The 18,414-nt window shown below is 59.1% G+C and carries 19 protein-coding genes; 7 read left to right on the top strand and 12 right to left on the bottom strand.

Going from position 1 to position 18,414, the window contains the following annotated elements; all coding sequences use genetic code 11:
• Window positions 1-14 precede the first annotated feature (14 nt).
• Genes ABLN94_RS14960 through ABLN94_RS14940 form a run of 5 tightly spaced genes read right to left on the bottom strand, consistent with a single transcriptional unit; the run spans window position 15 to window position 2,089 of the window.
• Window positions 15-725: a flagellar hook-basal body complex protein gene (locus tag ABLN94_RS14960; protein ID WP_352993597.1), complete on the bottom strand. Its 711-nt coding sequence runs from the start codon at window positions 723-725 to the stop codon at window positions 15-17.
• Window positions 725-997 carry a flagellar biosynthetic protein FliQ gene (locus tag ABLN94_RS14955; RefSeq protein WP_058282142.1) on the bottom strand — a complete coding sequence of 91 codons (273 nt, stop codon included), beginning with the start codon at window positions 995-997 and terminating at the stop codon, window positions 725-727. The genes ABLN94_RS14960 and ABLN94_RS14955 overlap by 1 nt, the downstream gene beginning before the upstream one ends.
• 4 nt (window positions 998-1,001) lie before the next feature.
• Window positions 1,002-1,292, bottom strand: a complete 291-nt coding sequence (gene fliE / locus ABLN94_RS14950) for a flagellar hook-basal body complex protein FliE (RefSeq protein ID WP_352993595.1) — start codon at window positions 1,290-1,292, stop codon at window positions 1,002-1,004.
• Between the two features lie 11 nt (window positions 1,293-1,303).
• Window positions 1,304-1,690: a flagellar basal body rod protein FlgC gene (flgC, locus tag ABLN94_RS14945; protein ID WP_352993594.1), complete on the bottom strand. Its 387-nt coding sequence runs from the start codon at window positions 1,688-1,690 to the stop codon at window positions 1,304-1,306.
• 12 nt (window positions 1,691-1,702) lie between these two features.
• Window positions 1,703-2,089 carry a FlgB family protein gene (locus ABLN94_RS14940; RefSeq protein ID WP_352993593.1) on the bottom strand — a complete coding sequence of 129 codons (387 nt, stop codon included), beginning with the start codon at window positions 2,087-2,089 and terminating at the stop codon, window positions 1,703-1,705.
• Window positions 2,090-2,176: 87 nt separating this feature from the next.
• On the opposite strand from ABLN94_RS14940, the gene ABLN94_RS14935 reads away from it, so the two are divergent.
• The 6 genes from ABLN94_RS14935 (at window position 2,177) to ABLN94_RS14910 (ending at window position 9,418) form a co-directional block, all read left to right on the top strand.
• Window positions 2,177-3,514 carry a FliI/YscN family ATPase gene (locus ABLN94_RS14935; RefSeq protein WP_352993592.1) on the top strand — a complete coding sequence of 446 codons (1,338 nt, stop codon included), beginning with the start codon at window positions 2,177-2,179 and terminating at the stop codon, window positions 3,512-3,514.
• An 87-nt stretch (window positions 3,515-3,601) separates the two neighbouring features.
• On the top strand, window positions 3,602-4,438 hold the full coding sequence (locus tag ABLN94_RS14930; protein ID WP_352993590.1) for a flagellar motor protein MotB: 837 nt from the start codon (window positions 3,602-3,604) through the stop codon (window positions 4,436-4,438).
• Between the two features lie 98 nt (window positions 4,439-4,536).
• Window positions 4,537-5,832 (top strand): flagellar hook protein FlgE, encoded by a 1,296-nt coding sequence (locus tag ABLN94_RS14925; RefSeq protein WP_352993588.1) that lies wholly within the window; start codon window positions 4,537-4,539, stop codon window positions 5,830-5,832.
• A 33-nt stretch (window positions 5,833-5,865) separates the two neighbouring features.
• Window positions 5,866-7,317 (top strand): flagellar hook-associated protein FlgK, encoded by a 1,452-nt coding sequence (gene flgK, locus ABLN94_RS14920; protein ID WP_352993587.1) that lies wholly within the window; start codon window positions 5,866-5,868, stop codon window positions 7,315-7,317.
• 2 nt (window positions 7,318-7,319) lie between these two features.
• Window positions 7,320-8,327 carry a flagellin gene (locus tag ABLN94_RS14915; RefSeq protein WP_352993585.1) on the top strand — a complete coding sequence of 336 codons (1,008 nt, stop codon included), beginning with the start codon at window positions 7,320-7,322 and terminating at the stop codon, window positions 8,325-8,327.
• Window positions 8,324-9,418: a flagellar basal body P-ring protein FlgI gene (locus ABLN94_RS14910; protein ID WP_352993583.1), complete on the top strand. Its 1,095-nt coding sequence runs from the start codon at window positions 8,324-8,326 to the stop codon at window positions 9,416-9,418. Before ABLN94_RS14915 ends, ABLN94_RS14910 begins: the two co-directional genes overlap by 4 nt.
• A gap of 29 nt (window positions 9,419-9,447) precedes the next feature.
• On the opposite strand, the gene ABLN94_RS14905 is transcribed toward ABLN94_RS14910, so the two are convergent.
• From ABLN94_RS14905 to ABLN94_RS14875, 7 genes are all read right to left on the bottom strand, one after another.
• Entirely contained in the window at window positions 9,448-10,092 is a 645-nt protein-coding gene (locus ABLN94_RS14905; protein ID WP_170491319.1) for a DUF1523 family protein, read from the bottom strand.
• Window positions 10,093-10,102: 10 nt separating this feature from the next.
• Window positions 10,103-10,369 (bottom strand): hypothetical protein, encoded by a 267-nt coding sequence (locus ABLN94_RS14900; protein ID WP_352993581.1) that lies wholly within the window; start codon window positions 10,367-10,369, stop codon window positions 10,103-10,105.
• A 1-nt stretch (window position 10,370) separates the two neighbouring features.
• Window positions 10,371-11,708: a DUF6638 family protein gene (locus tag ABLN94_RS14895; RefSeq protein WP_352993579.1), complete on the bottom strand. Its 1,338-nt coding sequence runs from the start codon at window positions 11,706-11,708 to the stop codon at window positions 10,371-10,373.
• Window positions 11,705-12,160 carry a hypothetical protein gene (locus ABLN94_RS14890; RefSeq protein ID WP_352993577.1) on the bottom strand — a complete coding sequence of 152 codons (456 nt, stop codon included), beginning with the start codon at window positions 12,158-12,160 and terminating at the stop codon, window positions 11,705-11,707. Before ABLN94_RS14890 ends, ABLN94_RS14895 begins: the two co-directional genes overlap by 4 nt.
• Window positions 12,153-14,090, bottom strand: coding sequence for an AAA family ATPase (locus ABLN94_RS14885; protein WP_352993576.1), 1,938 nt, complete (start codon window positions 14,088-14,090; stop codon window positions 12,153-12,155). The genes ABLN94_RS14890 and ABLN94_RS14885 overlap by 8 nt, the downstream gene beginning before the upstream one ends.
• Before the next feature lie 56 nt (window positions 14,091-14,146).
• A complete protein-coding gene (locus ABLN94_RS14880; protein WP_352993574.1) occupies window positions 14,147-15,265 on the bottom strand; it encodes a hypothetical protein in 1,119 nt (372 codons plus the stop codon).
• 298 nt (window positions 15,266-15,563) lie between these two features.
• Window positions 15,564-16,643: a hypothetical protein gene (locus ABLN94_RS14875; protein WP_352993572.1), complete on the bottom strand. Its 1,080-nt coding sequence runs from the start codon at window positions 16,641-16,643 to the stop codon at window positions 15,564-15,566.
• Window positions 16,644-16,927: 284 nt separating this feature from the next.
• On the opposite strand from ABLN94_RS14875, the gene ABLN94_RS14870 reads away from it, so the two are divergent.
• Window positions 16,928-18,403, top strand: coding sequence for an NAD-dependent succinate-semialdehyde dehydrogenase (locus ABLN94_RS14870; protein ID WP_352993570.1), 1,476 nt, complete (start codon window positions 16,928-16,930; stop codon window positions 18,401-18,403).
• Window positions 18,404-18,414: the final 11 nt, after the last annotated feature.

Genomic DNA, 18,414 nt, shown 5'->3' with positions numbered 1-18,414 from the left:
CTCCTTTTCACAAATCAACGCATCAGCACCTTGAGCGCGCCGCGCAGACGTTCGTCTTCGGTTTCCAGAAAGCTCTGCCCCAGCTCATAGGCGCGTTGGATTTCCACCAGCCGGGTCACCTGCTCGACTGCGTTGACATTCGAGCCTTCGAGGAACCGATGCAGGACGACGGGGTTTTCCACCGGATCGATCTCGCCCTCGGCCCGGAACTGGGTACTGCCCTCTCGCACCAATGTTTTGGGATCGGCCACGCGGTAGACACCGATCTGACCCAGCAATTGCCCTTCGATGCTGAGCGTACCGTCACTGCCCACGTCGATCGAGGCGGCGTCCGGGGGAATGAAAACAGGCGCGCCATTGCTGTCCAGAACCCGGTAACCGTCCATGGTGACCAAATCCCCCTCGGCACTGGGGGAAAAGGCCCCAGCCCTTGTAAGCCGATTACCCGAAGGCGTTTCGACCATGAAGAACCCATCCCCTTCGATGGCGAAATCAAACTGGCCTCCGGTCTCGGTCAACAGACCCTGTTGCAGCGAGGTATTGCGCACTTCGGCCCGCGCCATGGACAGGGACGGGTTACCCGGCAGGTCGCGGACGAATTCGGAAAACACGAGGCCTTGCGCACGATATCCGGTGGTGTTGGCATTGGCGATATTGTTTGCCACCAGCCGCATTTCATTCATCAGCCCGGACTGGCGGGACAAGGTGGTATAGGCTGTATCCATCAGCGACCTCCGGCGATCAGCGGGATGAGGGTTGTGGTGAAAAAGGTCACCAGCGTCTGGGTCATGAACCCCATGGAAATCCAGAACACGATGACAATGGCGATCAGCTTGGGGACGAAGGTCAGCGTCATCTCCTGCACCGAGGTCAGCGCCTGAAACAGGCCGACGATCAGGCCGGATACCAGCGCCACCGCCAGAATCGGGACCGAAGTGATCACCGCGACCCACAGCGCCTGACGCACGATGTCATAGAAGAGACCTTCGCTGAGCATCGGATCAGACCGGCATCCGCAGGATTTCCTGATAGGCCTCGACCACTTTATTGCGCACCACTACAGCCGTTTCCACGGCCAGCTCGGTCTGTGCCAGCGCCTGTACCAGCGCATGCGGATCGGCCTCGCCCATCATCGAGGTCTGCGCCACCTGCTCACTATGTTTCAGCGTTGCCGCAAAATCCTGAAAGGTGGATCGCAACCCCTGCGCCATTCCCGCGTGGTCAGGGTCGGCCTGCGTGGCCGGGCGGGCAAAGGCATAGCTTTGGGCGGCATTGAGGGATCGGATATCCATTCTGGTGTCCTTTATTTTCTGAGGAGTTCCATCAGGCTCGACGACATCTGGCGTGTCTGGTCGAACATCTTGAGATTGGCTTCGTAGCTGCGCTGCGCCTCGCGCGCGTCGGCGATCTCGATCATCAGATCGACATTCGAGCCGCGGTAGTGGCCAGTGTCATCGGCCATCGGATGGCTGGGGTCATAGATGCGGGACAGCTCACGACGGTCCAGCCTGACGCGCCCGGCCTGCACCATTTCGTTGCCGCCCTTTTCGACCGTCTCAAACGGCACTGTCTTGCGCCGGTATCCCGGCGTATCGGCGTTCGAGATGTTCTCGGACACGTGGCGCAACCGCGCCGCCTGCGCCCGTAGTGCGCTGGCCGAAGCGGTCAGGGAATGGGAAAAATCACTCATCTCAATCCCCCGTTACGACCGGCCAAGACTGGCGCGCAGGATGTTCATCGAGGACTTGTAGATCGCCAGCGCACCATTGTGCTGCCTGCGCACCTCGACGGCCTTGAGCATCTCTTCCTCAAGGGACACGCCGTTGCCATTCGGGTCGCCTGACGGATCAACCTCGAACTCGGGCCAGGGCTGCGGGCCGGTGCCGCCGTGCAGATGGCCGTGCCGCGTGGCAGTCATCGCCACCTCACGCCCGCTGTTTTCAAATGCTTTCTGAAAGGCCTCGATATCGCGGGGCTGGTAGCCCGGCGTATCCGCATTGGCCATGTTGCGCGCGACGATAGCCTGCCGTTGCCCGGCATGGGTTGCCATTGCGTACGCGGTCTTAAAGACGTTCAGGTCATAGAACATCGGGGCTTCTCCCTCGATCAATTTCAATCAAGGCTTAACCCCGATTCCTTTAGAAAGCGTTTTCAGAAACCCGTTGGAGAACCCACGATGTCCAATCTCGACCCGATGCTTTTGAAATGCGAATTCGACCGCCTGTCCGCCGTGCGTCATATGGGCCGCGTGTCCGGCGTGGCGCGCGGGGTTATAGAAATACAAGGGCTTGAGGGGCATGCCCGCATCGGGGATCACCTGACGCTGCGACAGCGCAGCGGACCGGATCTGGCCGGAGAGGTTCAGCATGTCGAATCGGAAATGATTCACATGATGCCGACGGCGGCTCCTGATGGGGTCTGTCTGGGCGACCGGGTGATTCTGGACCAGACGCCCGCTTTTGCACCGGGGATGCACTGGCTAGGGCGGGTGGTCGATCCGTTCGGCAAACCACTGGACGGCAAGCCTTTGCTGTCGGGCACACAGGAGCAGGACATCATGCGCGCTACGTCCCCCGCCGTGAACCGCAAGCCACTGGGCGCGCGGATGGAGACCGGGCTGGCGATGCTCAACACCATGCTGCCGGTGGTGCAGGGCCAGCGGATTGGCCTGTTCGCCGGGTCGGGTGTGGGCAAATCCACCTTGTTGGCGACGCTGGCAAAGTCGATGCAGGCGGATGCGGTCGTGGTCGCATTGGTAGGCGAACGCGGGCGCGAGGTGAATGAATTCGTCGAACACGCGCTTGGGGCCGAAGGGATGAAACGCTCGGTCGTTGTGGCGGCGACCTCCGACCAGTCTGCCCTTGCACGCAGGCGTTGCGCGTGGTCGGCAATGTCGGTGGCCGAGTTTCTACGCGATCAGGGGCTGAACGTTTTGTTCCTCGCCGATTCGGTGACCCGTTTTGCCGAAGCGCATCGCGAAATCGCGGTTGCGATGGGTGAAGCGCCTTCGTTGCGCGGGTTCCCTCCGTCGGTAACGCCACTGATTGCCGGGCTTTGCGAACGCGCCGGTCCCGGAACCTCCGCTCAGGGCGACATCACCGCCGTGTTCAGCGTTCTGGTCGCCGGGTCGGACATGGACGAGCCGGTGGCCGATATTCTGCGCGGCGTGTTGGACGGGCATATCGTGCTCAGCCGCGACATCGCCGAGCGCGGACGGTTCCCAGCCATCGACCTCAGCCGCTCGGTCTCGCGCAGCCTGCCGGGGGCGGCGGCGCCGGAAGAAAACCAAATGATCTCGGAGGTTCGTAAACTGGTTGGCAGCTATGAGCAGTCCGAAGTGATGATCAAGGCGGGGCTCTATGCCGAGGGCGCAGACCCGCTACTGGATCAGGCCGTGCGTGTGCATGAAGAACTGGATGCGTTCTTCGGCACAGCCGAGCCTGACGGCATCCAGAACAGTTTCAACCGTCTCCAACTGATCCTGCGGCGCGCCGGTGCAAACCCGCCGCGCTGAGGAAATCCGGACAGTTTTAAGTGTTAAGCCCACCTTAAGACCTGCCCGGCTACGCCTGTAGTCGGGTGATAGAAAAAGGTGGTGGAGATGGGTGCGCAAACCAATGCGGCGCCAATCATCATCAAGAAGAAACGTGTGTCAGGTGGCGATGGCCATCACGGTGGCGCGTGGAAGGTCGCATATGCCGACTTTGTCACGGCCATGATGGCGTTCTTCATGTTGATGTGGCTGCTGAACGCAACGACGGAAACTCAACGCAAAGGGCTGGCGGATTACTTCTCTCCGACGATTCCGGTGAACCCGGTCTCGGGTGGTGGTGACGGGGCCTTTGGCGGAAACAATATGTTCTCCGAACGGACGATGGTAATGGATGGTTCAGGCGCTGCTAAACGGCATCCAACCATCGCCCGGCAGGCGCGCGGGTCGATCGGGGTAAACCCTGACGGTGGCAAGGAAATGTCTGAGGACTTTTCCACGCTCGAAGCACAGCTTTTGGGTCATACTGGAGAAAGCATGGTGTCAGACAAGGTGCTGAAACACATCGTCACCCGCGTCACCGACAAAGGTTTGGTGGTCGAGCTGTTTGATACCGAGGATCAACCGCTGTTCGAATCGGGCACGAATGAGCCCACTCCGATGATGCGGGCGCTGGCGTTGCTGGTGGCGCGATCCTCGGATCTGGTTACCAATGACGTATCGGTTGAGGGACATGTCAGAGCTTCTCCCGTAGTTTTGGCACGGGATCCGTCTTGGGACGTGTCGACCTCGCGCGCGCAGGTGGTTCGGCAACTACTTGAAGATAAGGGTTTTGCAGCGGCTCGGCTGGATCGGATTACCGGGCACGCTGACAGAGAACTATCTGATGAAAATCCGATGGCAGTGCGCAACAACCGGATTGAGATCATCTTTCTGCGTAACACATGACTGCGAAAGGATAGACGGCATTTTACCTGTTAGCGCGCTGTTAAGAGGCTGTGCGCTAGCTGTTGCATCAACATTTGACGCAACAGAAGGGCGTGCCAATGACGATTTCCTCCTCGCTGAATGCCGGTGTGGCCTCATTGAAGGCCAACGCCAACCGGCTGGCCACCATTTCCGACAACATCGCGAATTCGTCGACCTTCGGCTACAAGCGCGTCGAGACGGATTTTCATTCCATGGTCACCTCGGGCCAGGGTGGCAGCTATTCGGCGGGCGGGGTCAGAACCACCAGCCAGCGTCTGATTGATCAGCGTGGATCGCTGGTGACCACCAACAATTCGACCGACCTGGCGGTGCGGGGTCGGGGCATGCTGCCGGTGCGCCCAAGTTCACAAATAGCGGGCGGATCGAATGAGATGCTGCTGACAACGACCGGATCGTTCCGCACCAATGACGAAGGCTATCTGGTCACCGAATCCGGTCTGGTTCTGCTGGGCTGGCGCGCGAACGCCGATGGATCGATCCCGGCGGTTCCCCGCGATACGCCGGCGGCACTGGAGCCGGTGCAGCTGAGCGTCAATCAACTGTCCGGCTCTCCGACAACACAGATGAACCTGCGCATGAACCTGCCCGCCACGGCCACCGATTCAGGCGCACCGGGCGATACACAGCCTCTGTCAGTTGAGTATTTCGACAACCTGGGCAAGTCCGAAAGCGTCGATATCGAGCTTGTGCCAACCGTCCCTGCCACCGGCACCAGCAATGAATGGACCATGGTTCTGCGCGATTCGGCCTCGGGCGGGGCGGTGATAGGGGAATATACCCTGACCTTCACCGACAGCCGCACCGCAGGCGGCACTCTGGCCAGCGTCACGCCGGTTTCGGGTGGCGCATATGATCTCACCACCGGCAGTGTCGTCGTCAACGTTGCGGGCGGGCCAATGGAGATCAATATCGGCCAGATCGGTGACCCGGACGGCATCACGCAGCTGTCGGACACGTTTGCTCCGGTTTCGATCACCCGTGACGGCTCGGCTGTGGGCACGATGACCAGCGTTCAGGTCGATGAAAACGGCTATGTCTATGCCTTCTATGACACCGGTGTCAGCCGCCGCATGTTCCAGATTCCGTTGGCGGATGTGCCCAACCCTAACGGCCTAACTGCGCTTGACAGCCAGACCTATGCGCCGTCGCGGGACAGCGGCACATTCTTCCTGTGGAACGCAGGTGAGGGGCCGACCGGAGATCTTGTGTCCTTTGCGCGCGAGGAATCGACCACGGACATCGCGACCGAGCTGACTTCGCTGATCCAGACGCAGCGCGCCTATTCCTCAAGCGCGACGGTGATTCAGACCGTCGATGAAATGCTGCAGGAAACCACCAACCTGAAACGCTGATTTAGGTTTTGGCCAGGAAAGGGGAGCTGACTCATGAACTTGTCGACGGCATTCAACAACGCAGTTAGCGGTCTGACCGCTGCGCGTCGAGGCACGTCGGTTGTGTCGGACAATATCGCCAACGCACGGACACCCGGCTATGCCCGCAGGTCGCTGGAGCTGACGACAAATGTGATTTCGGGCACCGGAGTGCGTACAGTTGGTGTGATCCGGAACCAAGACCCAGTGCTGACAGCCAACCGACGCGCAACCGACGCGGACCTGGCATACCAAACAGCGGTCTCCAACTTTCACGCCGGGGTAGAAAGCGTTGTCGGTACAGCCGACGACCCAACATCCCTTGCCGCCCGGCTGGCCGGGTTCGACAGCAGCCTGATCACGGCTGCCAGCCTGCCCGACTCGTCCGAGCGGCTGGATCAGGTCGCTCGGACCGGTCGCGATCTGGCTGAAAGCATCAACAGGGCGTCCGAAAGCGTACGGCAACTGCGGTCGGACGCGGATCGGACGATTGGCAAGCAGGTGTACAGCCTGAACCAGACCCTCAAGGAAATTGAGAAGCTGAACGCCAAAATCCCTTCAGTCAAACATTCGGGCGGTGACATTGCGGCATTGCTGGATCAGCGGCAGGTCTTGGTGGATCAGGTCAACGCATTGGTGCCGGTGAATGCGGTGCCTCGCGCGAACGATCAGGTGTCGCTCTATTCCGATGGTGGTCTGATCCTATTGGAAAGGACCGCCGCCGAGTTTTCCTTTACCACGACTGGAGACACAAAGCCCCATATGACCGTAGGAAATGGGTTGCTGTCGGGGTTGGAAATGAACGGCAACCCGGTGCGCACCAGCGGTGACAACGCGCAGGTAAGAGGCGGTGCGCTGATGGCAAATTTCGAGATCCGGGATGAGCTGGCGGTTGAAGCACAGGCCAATCTGGACTCGGTCGCCCGAGACCTGATTGAACGGTTCGAGACACCCGGCCTGGACCCCACCGCCCTGCCCACCGATCCGGGCCTGTTCACCGATGCCGGCAACCGGTTCGATGCCACGGCGCCCGAGGGGCTGGCCTCACGCATCAACCTGAACACAGTTGTCGACCCGGACAATGGCGGCGGCAGCTGGCGTTTGCGCGGCGGGTTGGGCGCGGTGGCTTCGGGCGATCTAGGCGACGCCACGCAGCTGCAGGCCTTTGGTGCCGTTCTGAACGCAGCCCGCCCCGTGGCCGGATCACCCTTTGGCACCGGTGACATGCGCGCTTCAGACCTGACCGAAGCACCGATGTCCGATATCGGTTCCAACGCCCATACCGCCAGCCAACGTCTGATCTTTGCCAACAATGCGCAATTGGAAATGGCCCGGATCGAGGCGGAACAAGGTGTGGATACCGACCAGGAACTTCAGACCCTGATGGAGATCGAGCAGGCCTACGCCGCAAATGCCCGTGTCATATCGGCGGTGGATGAATTGATGGAAACCTTGTTGAGGCTGTGAGGATGAATTTAACGTCAATCGGTGATCTGGCGCGGGGCATGACATTGCAGGCCCGCTCGACCGAACTCAGAAACCAGATCGAAACCCTGTCTTATGAGATGTCCACCGGCAAGGTTCAGGATGTCTCCGGTCGGTTGGATGGTGACTATTCGCATCTGCTGGACCTGGACCGTAGCCTGTCGCGGCTCGACGCCTATCAGGTCTCGACCGCCGAGGCCGGGCTGTTCACTGATGCCATGCAGCTGAGCCTGACGACGGTCAACGATTCCGTGACCGAGTTTACTTCGTCCCTTTTGTCATTTGGCACGTCCAACCAGGCGGTCAGCCATAAAAACGCCTCGGTGCAGGCAAGGAATGAGTTGGACACGAACATCTCCGCCCTGAACACACGGGCGGGTGGCCGCAGTCTCTATTCCGGCGCGGCCACGGATGTGTCACCCCTGCCCTCGACCGACACGCTGTTGGCTGCACTTGAGGCGGAATTGACTGGCTACACCACAGCGGCGGATATCCGTCAGGCGGCCGAAGACTGGTTCAATGACCCGGCCGGTTTCGACTCAGCAATCTATCAGGGTTCGGACACCGCATTGGCACCGATGCAGATATCCGAGAATGAAAGCGTCAGGATACCGATCACGGCTACGGACCCTGCGCTCAAAGATGCGATCCGGGATATTGCTGTTGCTGCATTGGTCTCTGACGATGCTCTGAATCTGCCTCGGGACCAACGCACAGGGCTGTTCACGCAACTGGGCGTTGATCTGGCCAACACTCAGAACGATATCGTCAATCTGCGCGCTCAGGTGGGATCTGCTGAAGCCCGGATCGACGAGGCCGCGACCCGCAACAGTGCTGCACAGACCAGCCTGGAATACAGCCGGAATGAGCTGATAGCAGCCGATCCCCATGAGACGGCCGCACAGCTACAAACTGTCCAGTTTCAGCTAGAGAGCCTGTATTCGGTCACCGTTCGCAATGCCAACTTGTCGCTGGTGAATTTCCTGAGATGAGACTCTTCGTTTTCTTATTGATGCTACTGCCCGGAATCGCGTCTGCTGGCTCGATCCGCCTTAAGGATCTCGTAGATTTCGACGGGGTGCGGGGCAATGATCTGGTAGGCTATGGCCTCGTGGTCGGGTTGAATGGCACCGGTGATGGGTTGCGCAACTCACCCTTCACCGAAGAGATCATGTCAAATATTCTCGAACGGCTGGGCGTCAACGTGAACGGTGAGGATTTTCGCCCCAAGAACGTCGCGGCGGTCTTGGTGACGGCGAGCCTGCCGCCCTTTTCGCGGGTTGGTGGGCAGATCGACGTGACAGTATCGGCCATAGGCGACTCCAAAAGCCTGCTGGGTGGCACGCTGATCATGACACCCCTCAACGCAGCGGACGGCCAGATTTACGCAGTTGCGCAAGGGACGGTTCTGGCCGGGGGGGCCGTGGCCGAGGGCGAAGCGGCTTCGGTGGTTCTAGGCGTACCGACTTCTGGTGTAATTCCCTCGGGCGCGCGGGTCGAACGTGAGATCGACTTTGATCTCTCGACACTAACGCAAATGCGGTTGGCCCTGCGCGAGCCGGATTTCACCACTGCCAGCCGAATCGAGACCGCGATCAACATCGAATTCAACCGGGCCGTGGCAATTATGAGGGACTCCGGGACGGTGGAACTTAATATCGCAGCGGCGCAATCGATATCACCGGCGCATGCACTGGGCCGGATTGAAAACATACTGGTCGAACCAGAAACCAAGGCCCGCGTGGTCGTCGATCAACGGTCCGGCACCATCGTCATGGGGCAAGAGGTCAGGATTTCACGGGTCGCGGTGTCACAAGGCAACCTGACCCTGACAGTCGAAGAAGCGCCAATCGCAGTGCAACCCAACCCGTTTGCGCGCGGCGAAACCGTTGTTGTTCCCCGTACAATCGCCGGGATCGAAGAAGAGGAAGGCACCGGGCTGGCAGAAATCCCCGAAGCCACCACCCTGTCAGAGGTCGTAGCCGGGCTGAATGCGCTTGGTGTGTCGCCGCGCGACATGATCGATATTCTCAAAACGATCAAAGCCGCAGGAGCACTTCACGCCGAGTTCATCGTGCGGTGAAGGTCACCGCACGAAACGTCGCTGACGATTTATTTCGACTTCCAGCTATCCAGCCAGCGACGCAACCCGTTGCGCTTTTCTTCGATCGCGTCACCGGCGGCATAGAGGCCATCTTCGACATTTTCCAGCATCGGGTCGATCTTCGCCTGTCGGAACCTGCGCCAGCGCACCCATATCGCCCAGACAATCGCAAAAAACACCGTCAGGAAAATGATGTTGAACCATGGAATGATGCGAACATCCGGGCCGTCGACATGCTTGATAAACACCGCATTGGGGAAAATCGACATGAACTCATTGCGCCAGCCATAATGAGTCACAACAACCCATTCCGGCTCATTCTTATTTGAGATCGCGTCATTGGCTTCGGTGTAGAGATTTGCGGTGTCGAATTTGAAATACGGTGGCCATCCCCAGCTGGTGTCTTCGTTCCGATAGACGATCGGCTTACCGTTTGCCCGCACAGCCTGAATGAACTGCACATCGCGATTTGAAAGGCTGGTCGACTGATCATCCGGTTCGGACCAGAAAATGCGGGTCCAGTCGTTCAGGTCCTGACGTTCTTCATACGTGTTCACAATGCGCACGACATCGTGCTGTGGTAGCGAGTATTGCAGGATCACGGCAATCGTGCCCCAGAAGATGATGATGAATGCCCATTTCACATAGGCCATGCCGTAACCCTCACATGTAGTTCACGATATAAATCAACGCGCCAATCGCAACCCAAGGAATAATATAGACCCCAAGGATCAGTTTGCGCCGGAACGAATTGTCATAGACGTGCAGACCGCGCGCGACAAACGCTTCTTTATTGCCGGATTTTCCCTTTTCGTCCCACCAGGTCTCAAGCTTGCGACGTCGCACACCGCGCGAATAGAGCGACAGGGCGAAGTACGCGACGGTCTGGATGACCAGCAGGATCAGAAAAAGGCGCAGCGCTCCGAACATATCAACCCTTTCTTACCGCGCCCCAGGGACCGACGCGCGCGATGATGTCATCGCTTACCCGGTCCTGGCCGCTCATATCCGGTTCGTGACCGAACAGCGCGGCGCGGGCGCCTGCCTTGTCCACCTGATACTCGCGTTCCAGAAAGTCGGCAACAAAGGCTTTTTTGGCCTCGGGCCAGGTGGCGTAAGTGCTGTAAAACAGTTCCTTGTGGCAGATGAACATCTGGCGCGGGTCCAGCGGGGCTAGCTCGGTCAGCAACATATTCACCAGATCGCGGTGCGGTGTGTCGGCTGCGCGCAGTGTATAGAAATAAGCCGGATGATCCGACGTGATCCGCGGCCACGGCCCGCCATCGCTCGCCCAGCGCAGCAATTGAGCGAGACCATGAAAGGCTTCGGGCAGACGATCCGCATGGTTACGGGCCAGGCGACGCATGTCGCTGCGGTCCAGCCCGGTCAGGTCAACGCCCGCGTCGGCGGCGGCGTGGACGGTCAGGAAATCCATCTTCTGCTGCAGAACGGCGGCTGAGTTCACGCCGCGCGCTTCGATGATCGTCTCGACCAGATTATTGTCGTTCAGGAAGGCTGCGATACGGTGCCTCTGCGTGGGATCAAACACGTGGTCGATCGGCATGTCATCGGGCCGATCACCCATGCAAATCGCTGCCGGATAGTCCAGATCAGGGAACAGGTAGAGCCCACCGAAATGCGCCGTCCAGAAGTTGCGCTGCTCAAACGCGGTGTGGCGCAGGTGGACGGGGTTGCGGGTGACGTCGCCGGTTTCCTTCGAGGTTTCGATCATCTTTGCGATCAACACATCGTCGAACCATGCGTCCTCTTTGGTTTTGAACCGTTCGACCATGCCCGCCAGTTGCTCGGCCTTGCGCAGGGTGCCGCCGACCGTGTCGGCCTCGATCTCGATCTTGCGCAGGTTCAGCAGGTCGCGCGGAGTGGTGAGTTTGAAGACCGAGTTCACCAGCTCTCCGGCCACCGCATCGGTGGCGGTCAGGGCAAACAGCTGCGCCTCGTTCATTTCGATGAATTCGCGCAGGATATCGCGCGAAGTAGAGAATTTGACGTTCAGCAGAGGCGCGCGTTTCTGTTCGGTCGTCAGCAGGATGAACTGCCGGTTGACCCCGTTGGGGTTAAGGTAGAGCGGGTCATCCAGCTCAATCCCCACCTCCGGCGAATAGCCCGAGATATCGACATGGAAATCCGTCAGCGCCGTAGCCTTGCCCGCCAAATGCTGCAGCGCGCGGTTATACCGCTCGACCAGAGCCGGGCTGGAGATGTGGACGAGGTTGCCAAACATCAGGCCTTTTTCGATGAGGCGGATCATTTCAGCTCGTCCTTAGAAGTATGGCGCGTTCGCGCTTCGTTGATGCGGCTATGCTGAGCACTTATTCGACTTTGCAATTCTCGCCGCGAATCCATGTCTTCAGCGGCCGCGCGACGCCCTAAAGCGTGGTTCAACACGCAGACAGCAACGCTCGAAACTACTATCAGCACTAGGAACTCAGCCCCTCCTTCAGAACCAGTAGAAAGAAGAAGGAGCCAGCCCCACAAACTCAGAACGGTCGGAACGCTACCGAACCCTTCCGAAAGTATTGATGAAAGAATGACCGGCCCAATGGGCACCACAACGAATACAAGTACCAAACTTACGAGCACCGCTCCCATTCCGGTATGCTCGTCTCTCTTCAAACGGAGTTTTCCAGCGTGCCAACCCACGACCGCCGAAATAGCGACGCTTAAGGAATAATACGCAACAAGCGGGAGAAGATCATCCATTTCTCTTCCCCTCCAGATACCGACGCTTGGCCTCTTCCATCCGGCCCATCTCACGGACGGCGTTCTCAATGGCGACCTCGTCGCTCTTGTCGGCATAGCGGAACTCGCTGTCGGCGTAGCGGTTGATTTCCTGCATCACCATCTCGACCGTGATCGGCTGGCGCAGGTCCTCGATCATGGCCTTCTTGGTGTCGTAGTCGCGGAACAGGAACAGGTCGGGGTTCTCCATCCATTCATCCGGCAGTTCGAAATCCATCGCGCGGACTTTGACCGCGTCGGTGATGTTCTTGATCGCGCGGCCGGTGAAACGCTCATCCGCGGCTTGGATCGCCTTGAGGTAGGTGCCCAGCTTGGCGATCGTGTCCATCTGGCCGATCTCGCCCGAAACCCGGTCATAGACCTGCAAAAGGGCGTCCTCATGCGGGCGGGAATGGCTTTCAAAACTGGCGGCGACGGCCTTCTTGATCTCTTGTGCGGCATAGGCTTCGTGTTCGCCCAGCGGGATGTCGTGGTTGCGGCCCATCAGCAGGTGCAGGATGTCGATGTAATCCTCGCGCGTTTGCGGGCCGTCCACCAGAAACCGCGCACCCGCCCGTTGGCGCAGGGCGTCGTCCACATTCTCGGGGTAGTTCGAGAACATGCCAAAGGTGCAGTTGCCGCGCACGACAGTGTTGGCACCCGCAAAGCTCTCCATCAGCACCGCGGTGATTTCCAACTGCCCGGCTGACGACTGCCGGTCGCCCCGTTTGCCCGCCAGCTGGTCGATATCGTCGATGGTGCCGAAGCCGATGACCGAGGGGTCGATGATCGTGTTGATAAACGCCTTGGCGTTCTGGCCGGACTTGCCCTGATAGCTGTCGATATTGTCGGTGCTCAGGTTCTGATAGCGGAACGGGTAGCCCGCGTTCTGGCAATAATCGTTGATCAGCCCGGCCATCATCTGGATCAGGGTGGTCTTGCCGGTGCCCGGTTTGCCGTCGCCCATGAAGGTAAAGATGAACCCGCCGAGTTCCGCAAACGGGTTCAGGCGGCGGTCGAAGTCATAGGCCATCAGCATCTTGGCCAGCTTCATCGCCTGATACTTGGCGATATGGTTGCCGACCACCTCGTTCGGTTTCTTGAACGTCATGGTCAGGGTGGTGGACTTGGCCTTGGACGCGGGTTCGAAGCCGCGGATCGTCAGATCATCCGCCTCGATATGCCACGCGGCATTCTGGAACGGGGCCAGATGGCCTGCGGACAGCGCGCGCAGGGCGACTTTTTCCATCAGTTGTTCAGCATAGGCGCTAGCCGCCGCAATCAGGTGGGCGTCATCGGGGGCATGTTTGGCCAGCGTCTGGTCCAGCTCCCACAGTGCGCCGTGCAGGGCGAGTTGCCCGTTGTCGGTCAGAACCTCTTCGATTTCGCCAATATCGACAGTGGTTTCGCCCAGATGCGAGGACATCAGATAAGCCAAGGCGTTGCCGAAAGTGTGCGAGGTGATCAGAGCCTCAGCCGTCAGCAGTTCCGAGAATTCGGTCTTGCGGGCTGCGGGCAGATCCCCGGCCAGATTGGCGCGCTTAAGATCGGCCAGCGGGGTTTGTTCCGCGTACGTCTCAGCCACGGCCAGAGCGATGGCAATGGCGCGGCGAATGGCTTGTTGTGTGGTGGCTTGAGGTGGTGAGACCAGCGTATCACCATCATCCGAGGCCTCGATCCGCTCCACCAGATGCACCCCATCCGCGCGCACGGTCCGTCGTGTCACCAGACCCGGCGTCGTTGACCGGAACCGGCGCGTGGTCGAAACACCCGGCGACCGTTCTGTCGACGCCTCTACTGCCTTCGCAATCCGTGGCGCGTGTTCGAACCCGTTCAGCAAGGCGGTTGCCGCCGAATAATGCTTGCGAATATCCGCCTCGCGCAATTCCATCTGATCTGATGTCAAGCTCATCTCAAAATCCGCCCTTGCTTCATCTCTTCAAAAAACTCCCGCCGGAAGCGCAAACTCTAATATCGCAACACCTGCCCAGCCCGGCTAACAACGAATTTCTGCACGTCTGCAAAACCCGGCGGGTTGCGCTCGGCCAGCACCTGAAACGGGCGCTGGGGCAGGATGATCGACCTTTGCGTGCGGGTGGCGCCGGTCTCGGCCCCCTGCCCGCCGAACGGGTCTAGCGCAAAAACTTCGCGCTCAACGGTCGAGAACCACCCGGCGCGCTCTTCGATCACCTCTTCGCTTTCCAGTTCCTCGGTGGTCCAGGCCAGCGCCCAGTCCTGCCCCTCGGGCGCTTGCGCATCCTCCAGCACTTGCCGGAGAGGACCTGATTGCTCGGTATAGGCCGAGGAATACATCGGACCCACATGGATGCGGCGCATGTGTTTGGGATGCAGGTCGTCGAAATCCTGATCGAAACCTTTAGCGATGGTCACCAGCTTCAACCCGCCCAAGGACTGCGCCATCAGATGCGCCTGCACTTCGGGCCATCGGCGCTGGTCCTTGGGTAGAGCCGTCTTACCGCTGTCCTCAAGCTGCATTACGTAAATGACCGGCAGGTTGATCTGGCTGTCATAGACCGCCCAGTGGATCATGAATTTCCGCCGTTCACCTTCGTTCCCAATCCAATGGCATTCAGGATCGTTGCGGGCCCAGAACAGCTCTCCCTTTAGCAATTCCTCGTAATAGAGCCTTTGGGACAGCGCGAATTGCAGCTTGGTGGGGATTTCCTGATCACCAATGATCGTACGCACCATGTCTGTCTTCAGGTCGTCTTCCGAGGGCATATTCTCCAGATGCACCCGCGCCTGCTGCGCATCATTGGCCATGGTCAGAAGCTCGGCCGCCACCGGAAACCCGCTGTCGCGCTTGTCCATGGCGAGACTGCCAAAGAACCGCCCCGTATCGCGCCCGACCAGCAGGTATTTCATGGAAAGCGCGCGGAAGGTGTAGAGCAGCCCCGAAAGGTAGCGCGACACGATCCGCACCTCTTGCTTGCTGATTGCGCCTTCGGCCTCCATCGTCGCGGCCACGCGCAGGAGGTGAACGGTGATCACCTCAAATTTGCGGAAATAGCGGCGCGAGGCGAAGGTGTCGGTCAGGCCGACATGGTCTTGGGTGGGGTCGTTCATTTTCTTTTCGATCCAAAGTCTTGGATGCCGAACAAGTCCCTTATTGATCGAGGCCAACTTGCTGTCATTCTGTCCAAGAGTTTAAGAACGGATACAAACACCCAAACCATTCCAAACCAAGTCTGTACAAACAGATACGCGAAACCAATAGTCCATATCGCTGCTGGAATGTACCAAAGGTACTGGGCAGAACCTTCAAACTGGAATGCTGGAAGGTCCTTCGCCAAATACGCAAAGTAAAGCGACACGACTAATGCTGCCAAAACTCCGACGTACTTTATTACGGGGTTTCTGAGCATCACCCACCATACAAATTCTTATCATGCTTCTCGACAATCGAGGCAAACCGGCGGGCGAAGCGTTCATCTGCCTTGGCCTTTTTCTCCAGCACGTCGCGGGCAAAGACCATGTGGTCTTCATGCGCCTCGAGCATGTCGGCCATTTTCTGGTTGGTCGCGGTGCCGATGGCGGCCATGGCGGTTTGGGCCTCTTTGTCGGTCTGCACGCCGATCTCGTTGATACGGTGGGCGACGTCCTGCTGCTGCGCGGTTTTCAGCGATTTGGTCAGGGCGTCGTACAGCACAACGCGCTGCTGCGTGTCTGTCTGCAGCTTGTTGATCAGCACCATCTGGGTCGCCGCCTGGTTCTGTAGCGAGTCGACCCAGGTCTTGCCCTTTTCGATATAGCGCTCGAGCGTTTGCGACTTGGCCAGCTTGACCTGCTCTTCCTGAACCTTGGCGTTGTATTGCTTGTTCAGCTCGGCCAGTTCGGTCTCCAACTGCGTGCGCGCGGCAGCGTCCTGTTCGACGCTGATCTTGTTTTCCAGAGTGATAATCGTCGGGTCCATGCCTTGAATTTCAGAGCGCAGCGCCTCCAGCTCGGCCACGGTCGCCTCACGGTCATCCAGCGTGACGGTCAGGTTGTCCTCGACCTTCACGCGCTGTTCTTCCAGCACGGACAGCTGCCCTTCCAGCAGCTTCACGATCACGTCGGATTTTGCGATCAAGTCCTGCAGTTTGTCGTCGATATTGGCGGTGCGCATCCGCTCCTGCCGCATCGACTCGGATTTACCCTTCGAGAAGATGCCGACAAACGATTCCCAACCGGTTTTCGAGCGCATTTCGTCGAAATCCTTGGAGAAGGCGCTGGTGACGTCGTCCAGCCCCATGATCAGCTCGGCAATATTGGCGTTCATCACCTCGGTATGGGCGTGCACATCCTCAAGCGTCGCATTTTCGATGTCGATATCCGCCTCGGCTGTGCCGATCTTGGCACGGGCGGCCTCGATGCGCGAAGTCAGCCCTTCGATCTGCGACTGGCTTTCACGAACTTTCGCCTGAGTCTCTTCGATCAAGGCTTCAAATTGATGGTTCGACATCTCTGCTATCCCCTTTTTTCTTTAATTACCCAATAAGATAGGGAATGTTACAACCATTTACATCCCCTAGGGCCTACAAATCACGCGAAGATTGGCAAACTCATCAGCAAAAAGATAGGCGGGATTGCAAATTGAAAGGTCTCGAATTTGGGCAACTTATCTAAATTAACATGTTAATTTTATTTTGATCAAATCTGGATTGATTCCACATACAGAGTGGCCCTAGACATTTGCGTCCCCACTTGCTTGGGTGCGCGCAATCCAATTTTCGCCGGAGGCTTATCATGCTGGACGCAACAACCGATCTGAAATCAATCCTCAAGAACCCCGAATTACTGGCCACCAAAGCCTACATCGGCGGTCAGTGGGTGGACGGAGATAACGGGACGTTCGAGGTGACCAACCCCGCGCGAGGCGATGTGGTGGCCGAAGTGGCCGATGTCAGCCGCGCGCAGGTTGCAGGCGCGATTGCGCAGGCTGAAGCCGCGCAGAAGGAATGGGCTAAGCTGACCGGCAAGGAACGCGCCGTGATCCTGCGCCGCTGGTACGACCTGATGATGGAAAACGCCGAGGATCTGGGCAAGATCCTGACCGCCGAACAGGGCAAACCGCTGGCCGAAGCAATTGGCGAGATCGGCTATGGCGCGTCGTTCATCGAGTTCTTCGGCGAAGAAGCCAAGCGCGTTTACGGTGAAACTATTCCGGGCCACCAGCGCGACAAGCGGATCATGGTGATGAAGCAGCCGATCGGCGTTGCGGCTTCGATCACCCCGTGGAACTTCCCGAACGCGATGATCACCCGTAAAGCAGGCCCGGCGCTGGCCGCGGGCTGCGCCTTTGTTGCGCGCCCTGCGAAAGAGACGCCGCTGTCAGCGTTGGTTCTGGCGGTTCTGGCGCATGAGGCTGGCGTCCCGGCGGGCGTGTTTAACGTGGTGCCGTCGTCCCGGGCCAGCGAGATCGGCAAGGAATTCTGCGAGAACCCTGGTGTGCGCAAGCTGACCTTCACCGGCTCGACCGAGGTAGGGCGCATCCTGTTGAAACAAGCAGCCGATCAGGTCATGAAATGCTCGATGGAGTTGGGCGGTAACGCGCCGTTCATCGTGTTCGACGACGCCGATCTGGATGCTGCGGTCGAAGGCGCGATGCTGTGCAAGTTCCGCAACAACGGCCAGACCTGCGTTTGCGCGAACCGCATCTACGTGCAGGCCGGTGTTTACGACGAATTCGCCGCCAAGCTTAAGGCGGCGGTCGAAGCGCTGAAAATCGGCGACGGTCTGGCCGAGGGCACCACCACCGGCCCGCTGATCAACACCGAAGCAGTCGAGAAGGTAAAAGAGCACATCGAGGACGTCACCTCGAAAGGCGGCGCGGTTCTGACCGGCGGCCTGCCGCACGATCTGGGCGGCACCTTCTTCCAGCCAACCATCGTGACCGGCGTGACCCAAGAGATGATGGTGGCGCAGGACGAAACCTTTGGTCCGCTGGCCCCGCTGTTCAAATTCGAGGACGAGGACGACGTCATCGCCATGGCCAATGACACGATCTTTGGTCTGGCTTCATACTTCTACGCCAAAGACCTCAGCCGCGTCTACAAAGTGGCCGAGGCGCTGGAATACGGCATCGTTGGCGTGAACACCGGCATCATCTCGACCGAGCTTGGCCCGTTCGGTGGCGTCAAGCAGTCCGGCCTGGGCCGCGAAGGCAGCCACCACGGCATGGAAGACTATCTCGAGATGAAATACGTCTGCCTGTCGGTCTGATCTGAATAGGG

The sequence above is a fragment of the Ruegeria sp. SCP11 genome (assembly GCF_040329455.1).
Classification (GTDB): Bacteria; Pseudomonadota; Alphaproteobacteria; order Rhodobacterales; family Rhodobacteraceae; genus Ruegeria; species Ruegeria atlantica_E.
The sequence above is the reverse complement of the archived record's forward strand: the minus strand, read 5'-3'. Positions and strand labels throughout refer to the sequence as shown.

Coding starts and splice junctions, on each gene's coding strand:
- ABLN94_RS14910 (WP_352993583.1), top strand. CDS start 8,324: ATGAGACTCTTCGTTTTCTTATTGATGCTACTGCCCGGAATCGCGTCT.
- ABLN94_RS14885 (WP_352993576.1), bottom strand. CDS start 14,090: ATGAGCTTGACATCAGATCAGATGGAATTGCGCGAGGCGGATATTCGC.
- ABLN94_RS14895 (WP_352993579.1), bottom strand. CDS start 11,708: ATGATCCGCCTCATCGAAAAAGGCCTGATGTTTGGCAACCTCGTCCAC.
- ABLN94_RS14915 (WP_352993585.1), top strand. CDS start 7,320: ATGAATTTAACGTCAATCGGTGATCTGGCGCGGGGCATGACATTGCAG.
- ABLN94_RS14900 (WP_352993581.1), bottom strand. CDS start 10,369: ATGTTCGGAGCGCTGCGCCTTTTTCTGATCCTGCTGGTCATCCAGACC.
- ABLN94_RS14890 (WP_352993577.1), bottom strand. CDS start 12,160: ATGGATGATCTTCTCCCGCTTGTTGCGTATTATTCCTTAAGCGTCGCT.
- ABLN94_RS14870 (WP_352993570.1), top strand. CDS start 16,928: ATGCTGGACGCAACAACCGATCTGAAATCAATCCTCAAGAACCCCGAA.
- ABLN94_RS14905 (WP_170491319.1), bottom strand. CDS start 10,092: ATGGCCTATGTGAAATGGGCATTCATCATCATCTTCTGGGGCACGATT.
- ABLN94_RS14935 (WP_352993592.1), top strand. CDS start 2,177: ATGTCCAATCTCGACCCGATGCTTTTGAAATGCGAATTCGACCGCCTG.
- flgC (WP_352993594.1), bottom strand. CDS start 1,690: ATGAGTGATTTTTCCCATTCCCTGACCGCTTCGGCCAGCGCACTACGG.
- ABLN94_RS14880 (WP_352993574.1), bottom strand. CDS start 15,265: ATGAACGACCCCACCCAAGACCATGTCGGCCTGACCGACACCTTCGCC.
- ABLN94_RS14960 (WP_352993597.1), bottom strand. CDS start 725: ATGGATACAGCCTATACCACCTTGTCCCGCCAGTCCGGGCTGATGAAT.
- ABLN94_RS14940 (WP_352993593.1), bottom strand. CDS start 2,089: ATGTTCTATGACCTGAACGTCTTTAAGACCGCGTACGCAATGGCAACC.
- ABLN94_RS14955 (WP_058282142.1), bottom strand. CDS start 997: ATGCTCAGCGAAGGTCTCTTCTATGACATCGTGCGTCAGGCGCTGTGG.
- ABLN94_RS14930 (WP_352993590.1), top strand. CDS start 3,602: ATGGGTGCGCAAACCAATGCGGCGCCAATCATCATCAAGAAGAAACGT.
- flgK (WP_352993587.1), top strand. CDS start 5,866: ATGAACTTGTCGACGGCATTCAACAACGCAGTTAGCGGTCTGACCGCT.
- fliE (WP_352993595.1), bottom strand. CDS start 1,292: ATGGATATCCGATCCCTCAATGCCGCCCAAAGCTATGCCTTTGCCCGC.
- ABLN94_RS14925 (WP_352993588.1), top strand. CDS start 4,537: ATGACGATTTCCTCCTCGCTGAATGCCGGTGTGGCCTCATTGAAGGCC.
- ABLN94_RS14875 (WP_352993572.1), bottom strand. CDS start 16,643: ATGTCGAACCATCAATTTGAAGCCTTGATCGAAGAGACTCAGGCGAAA.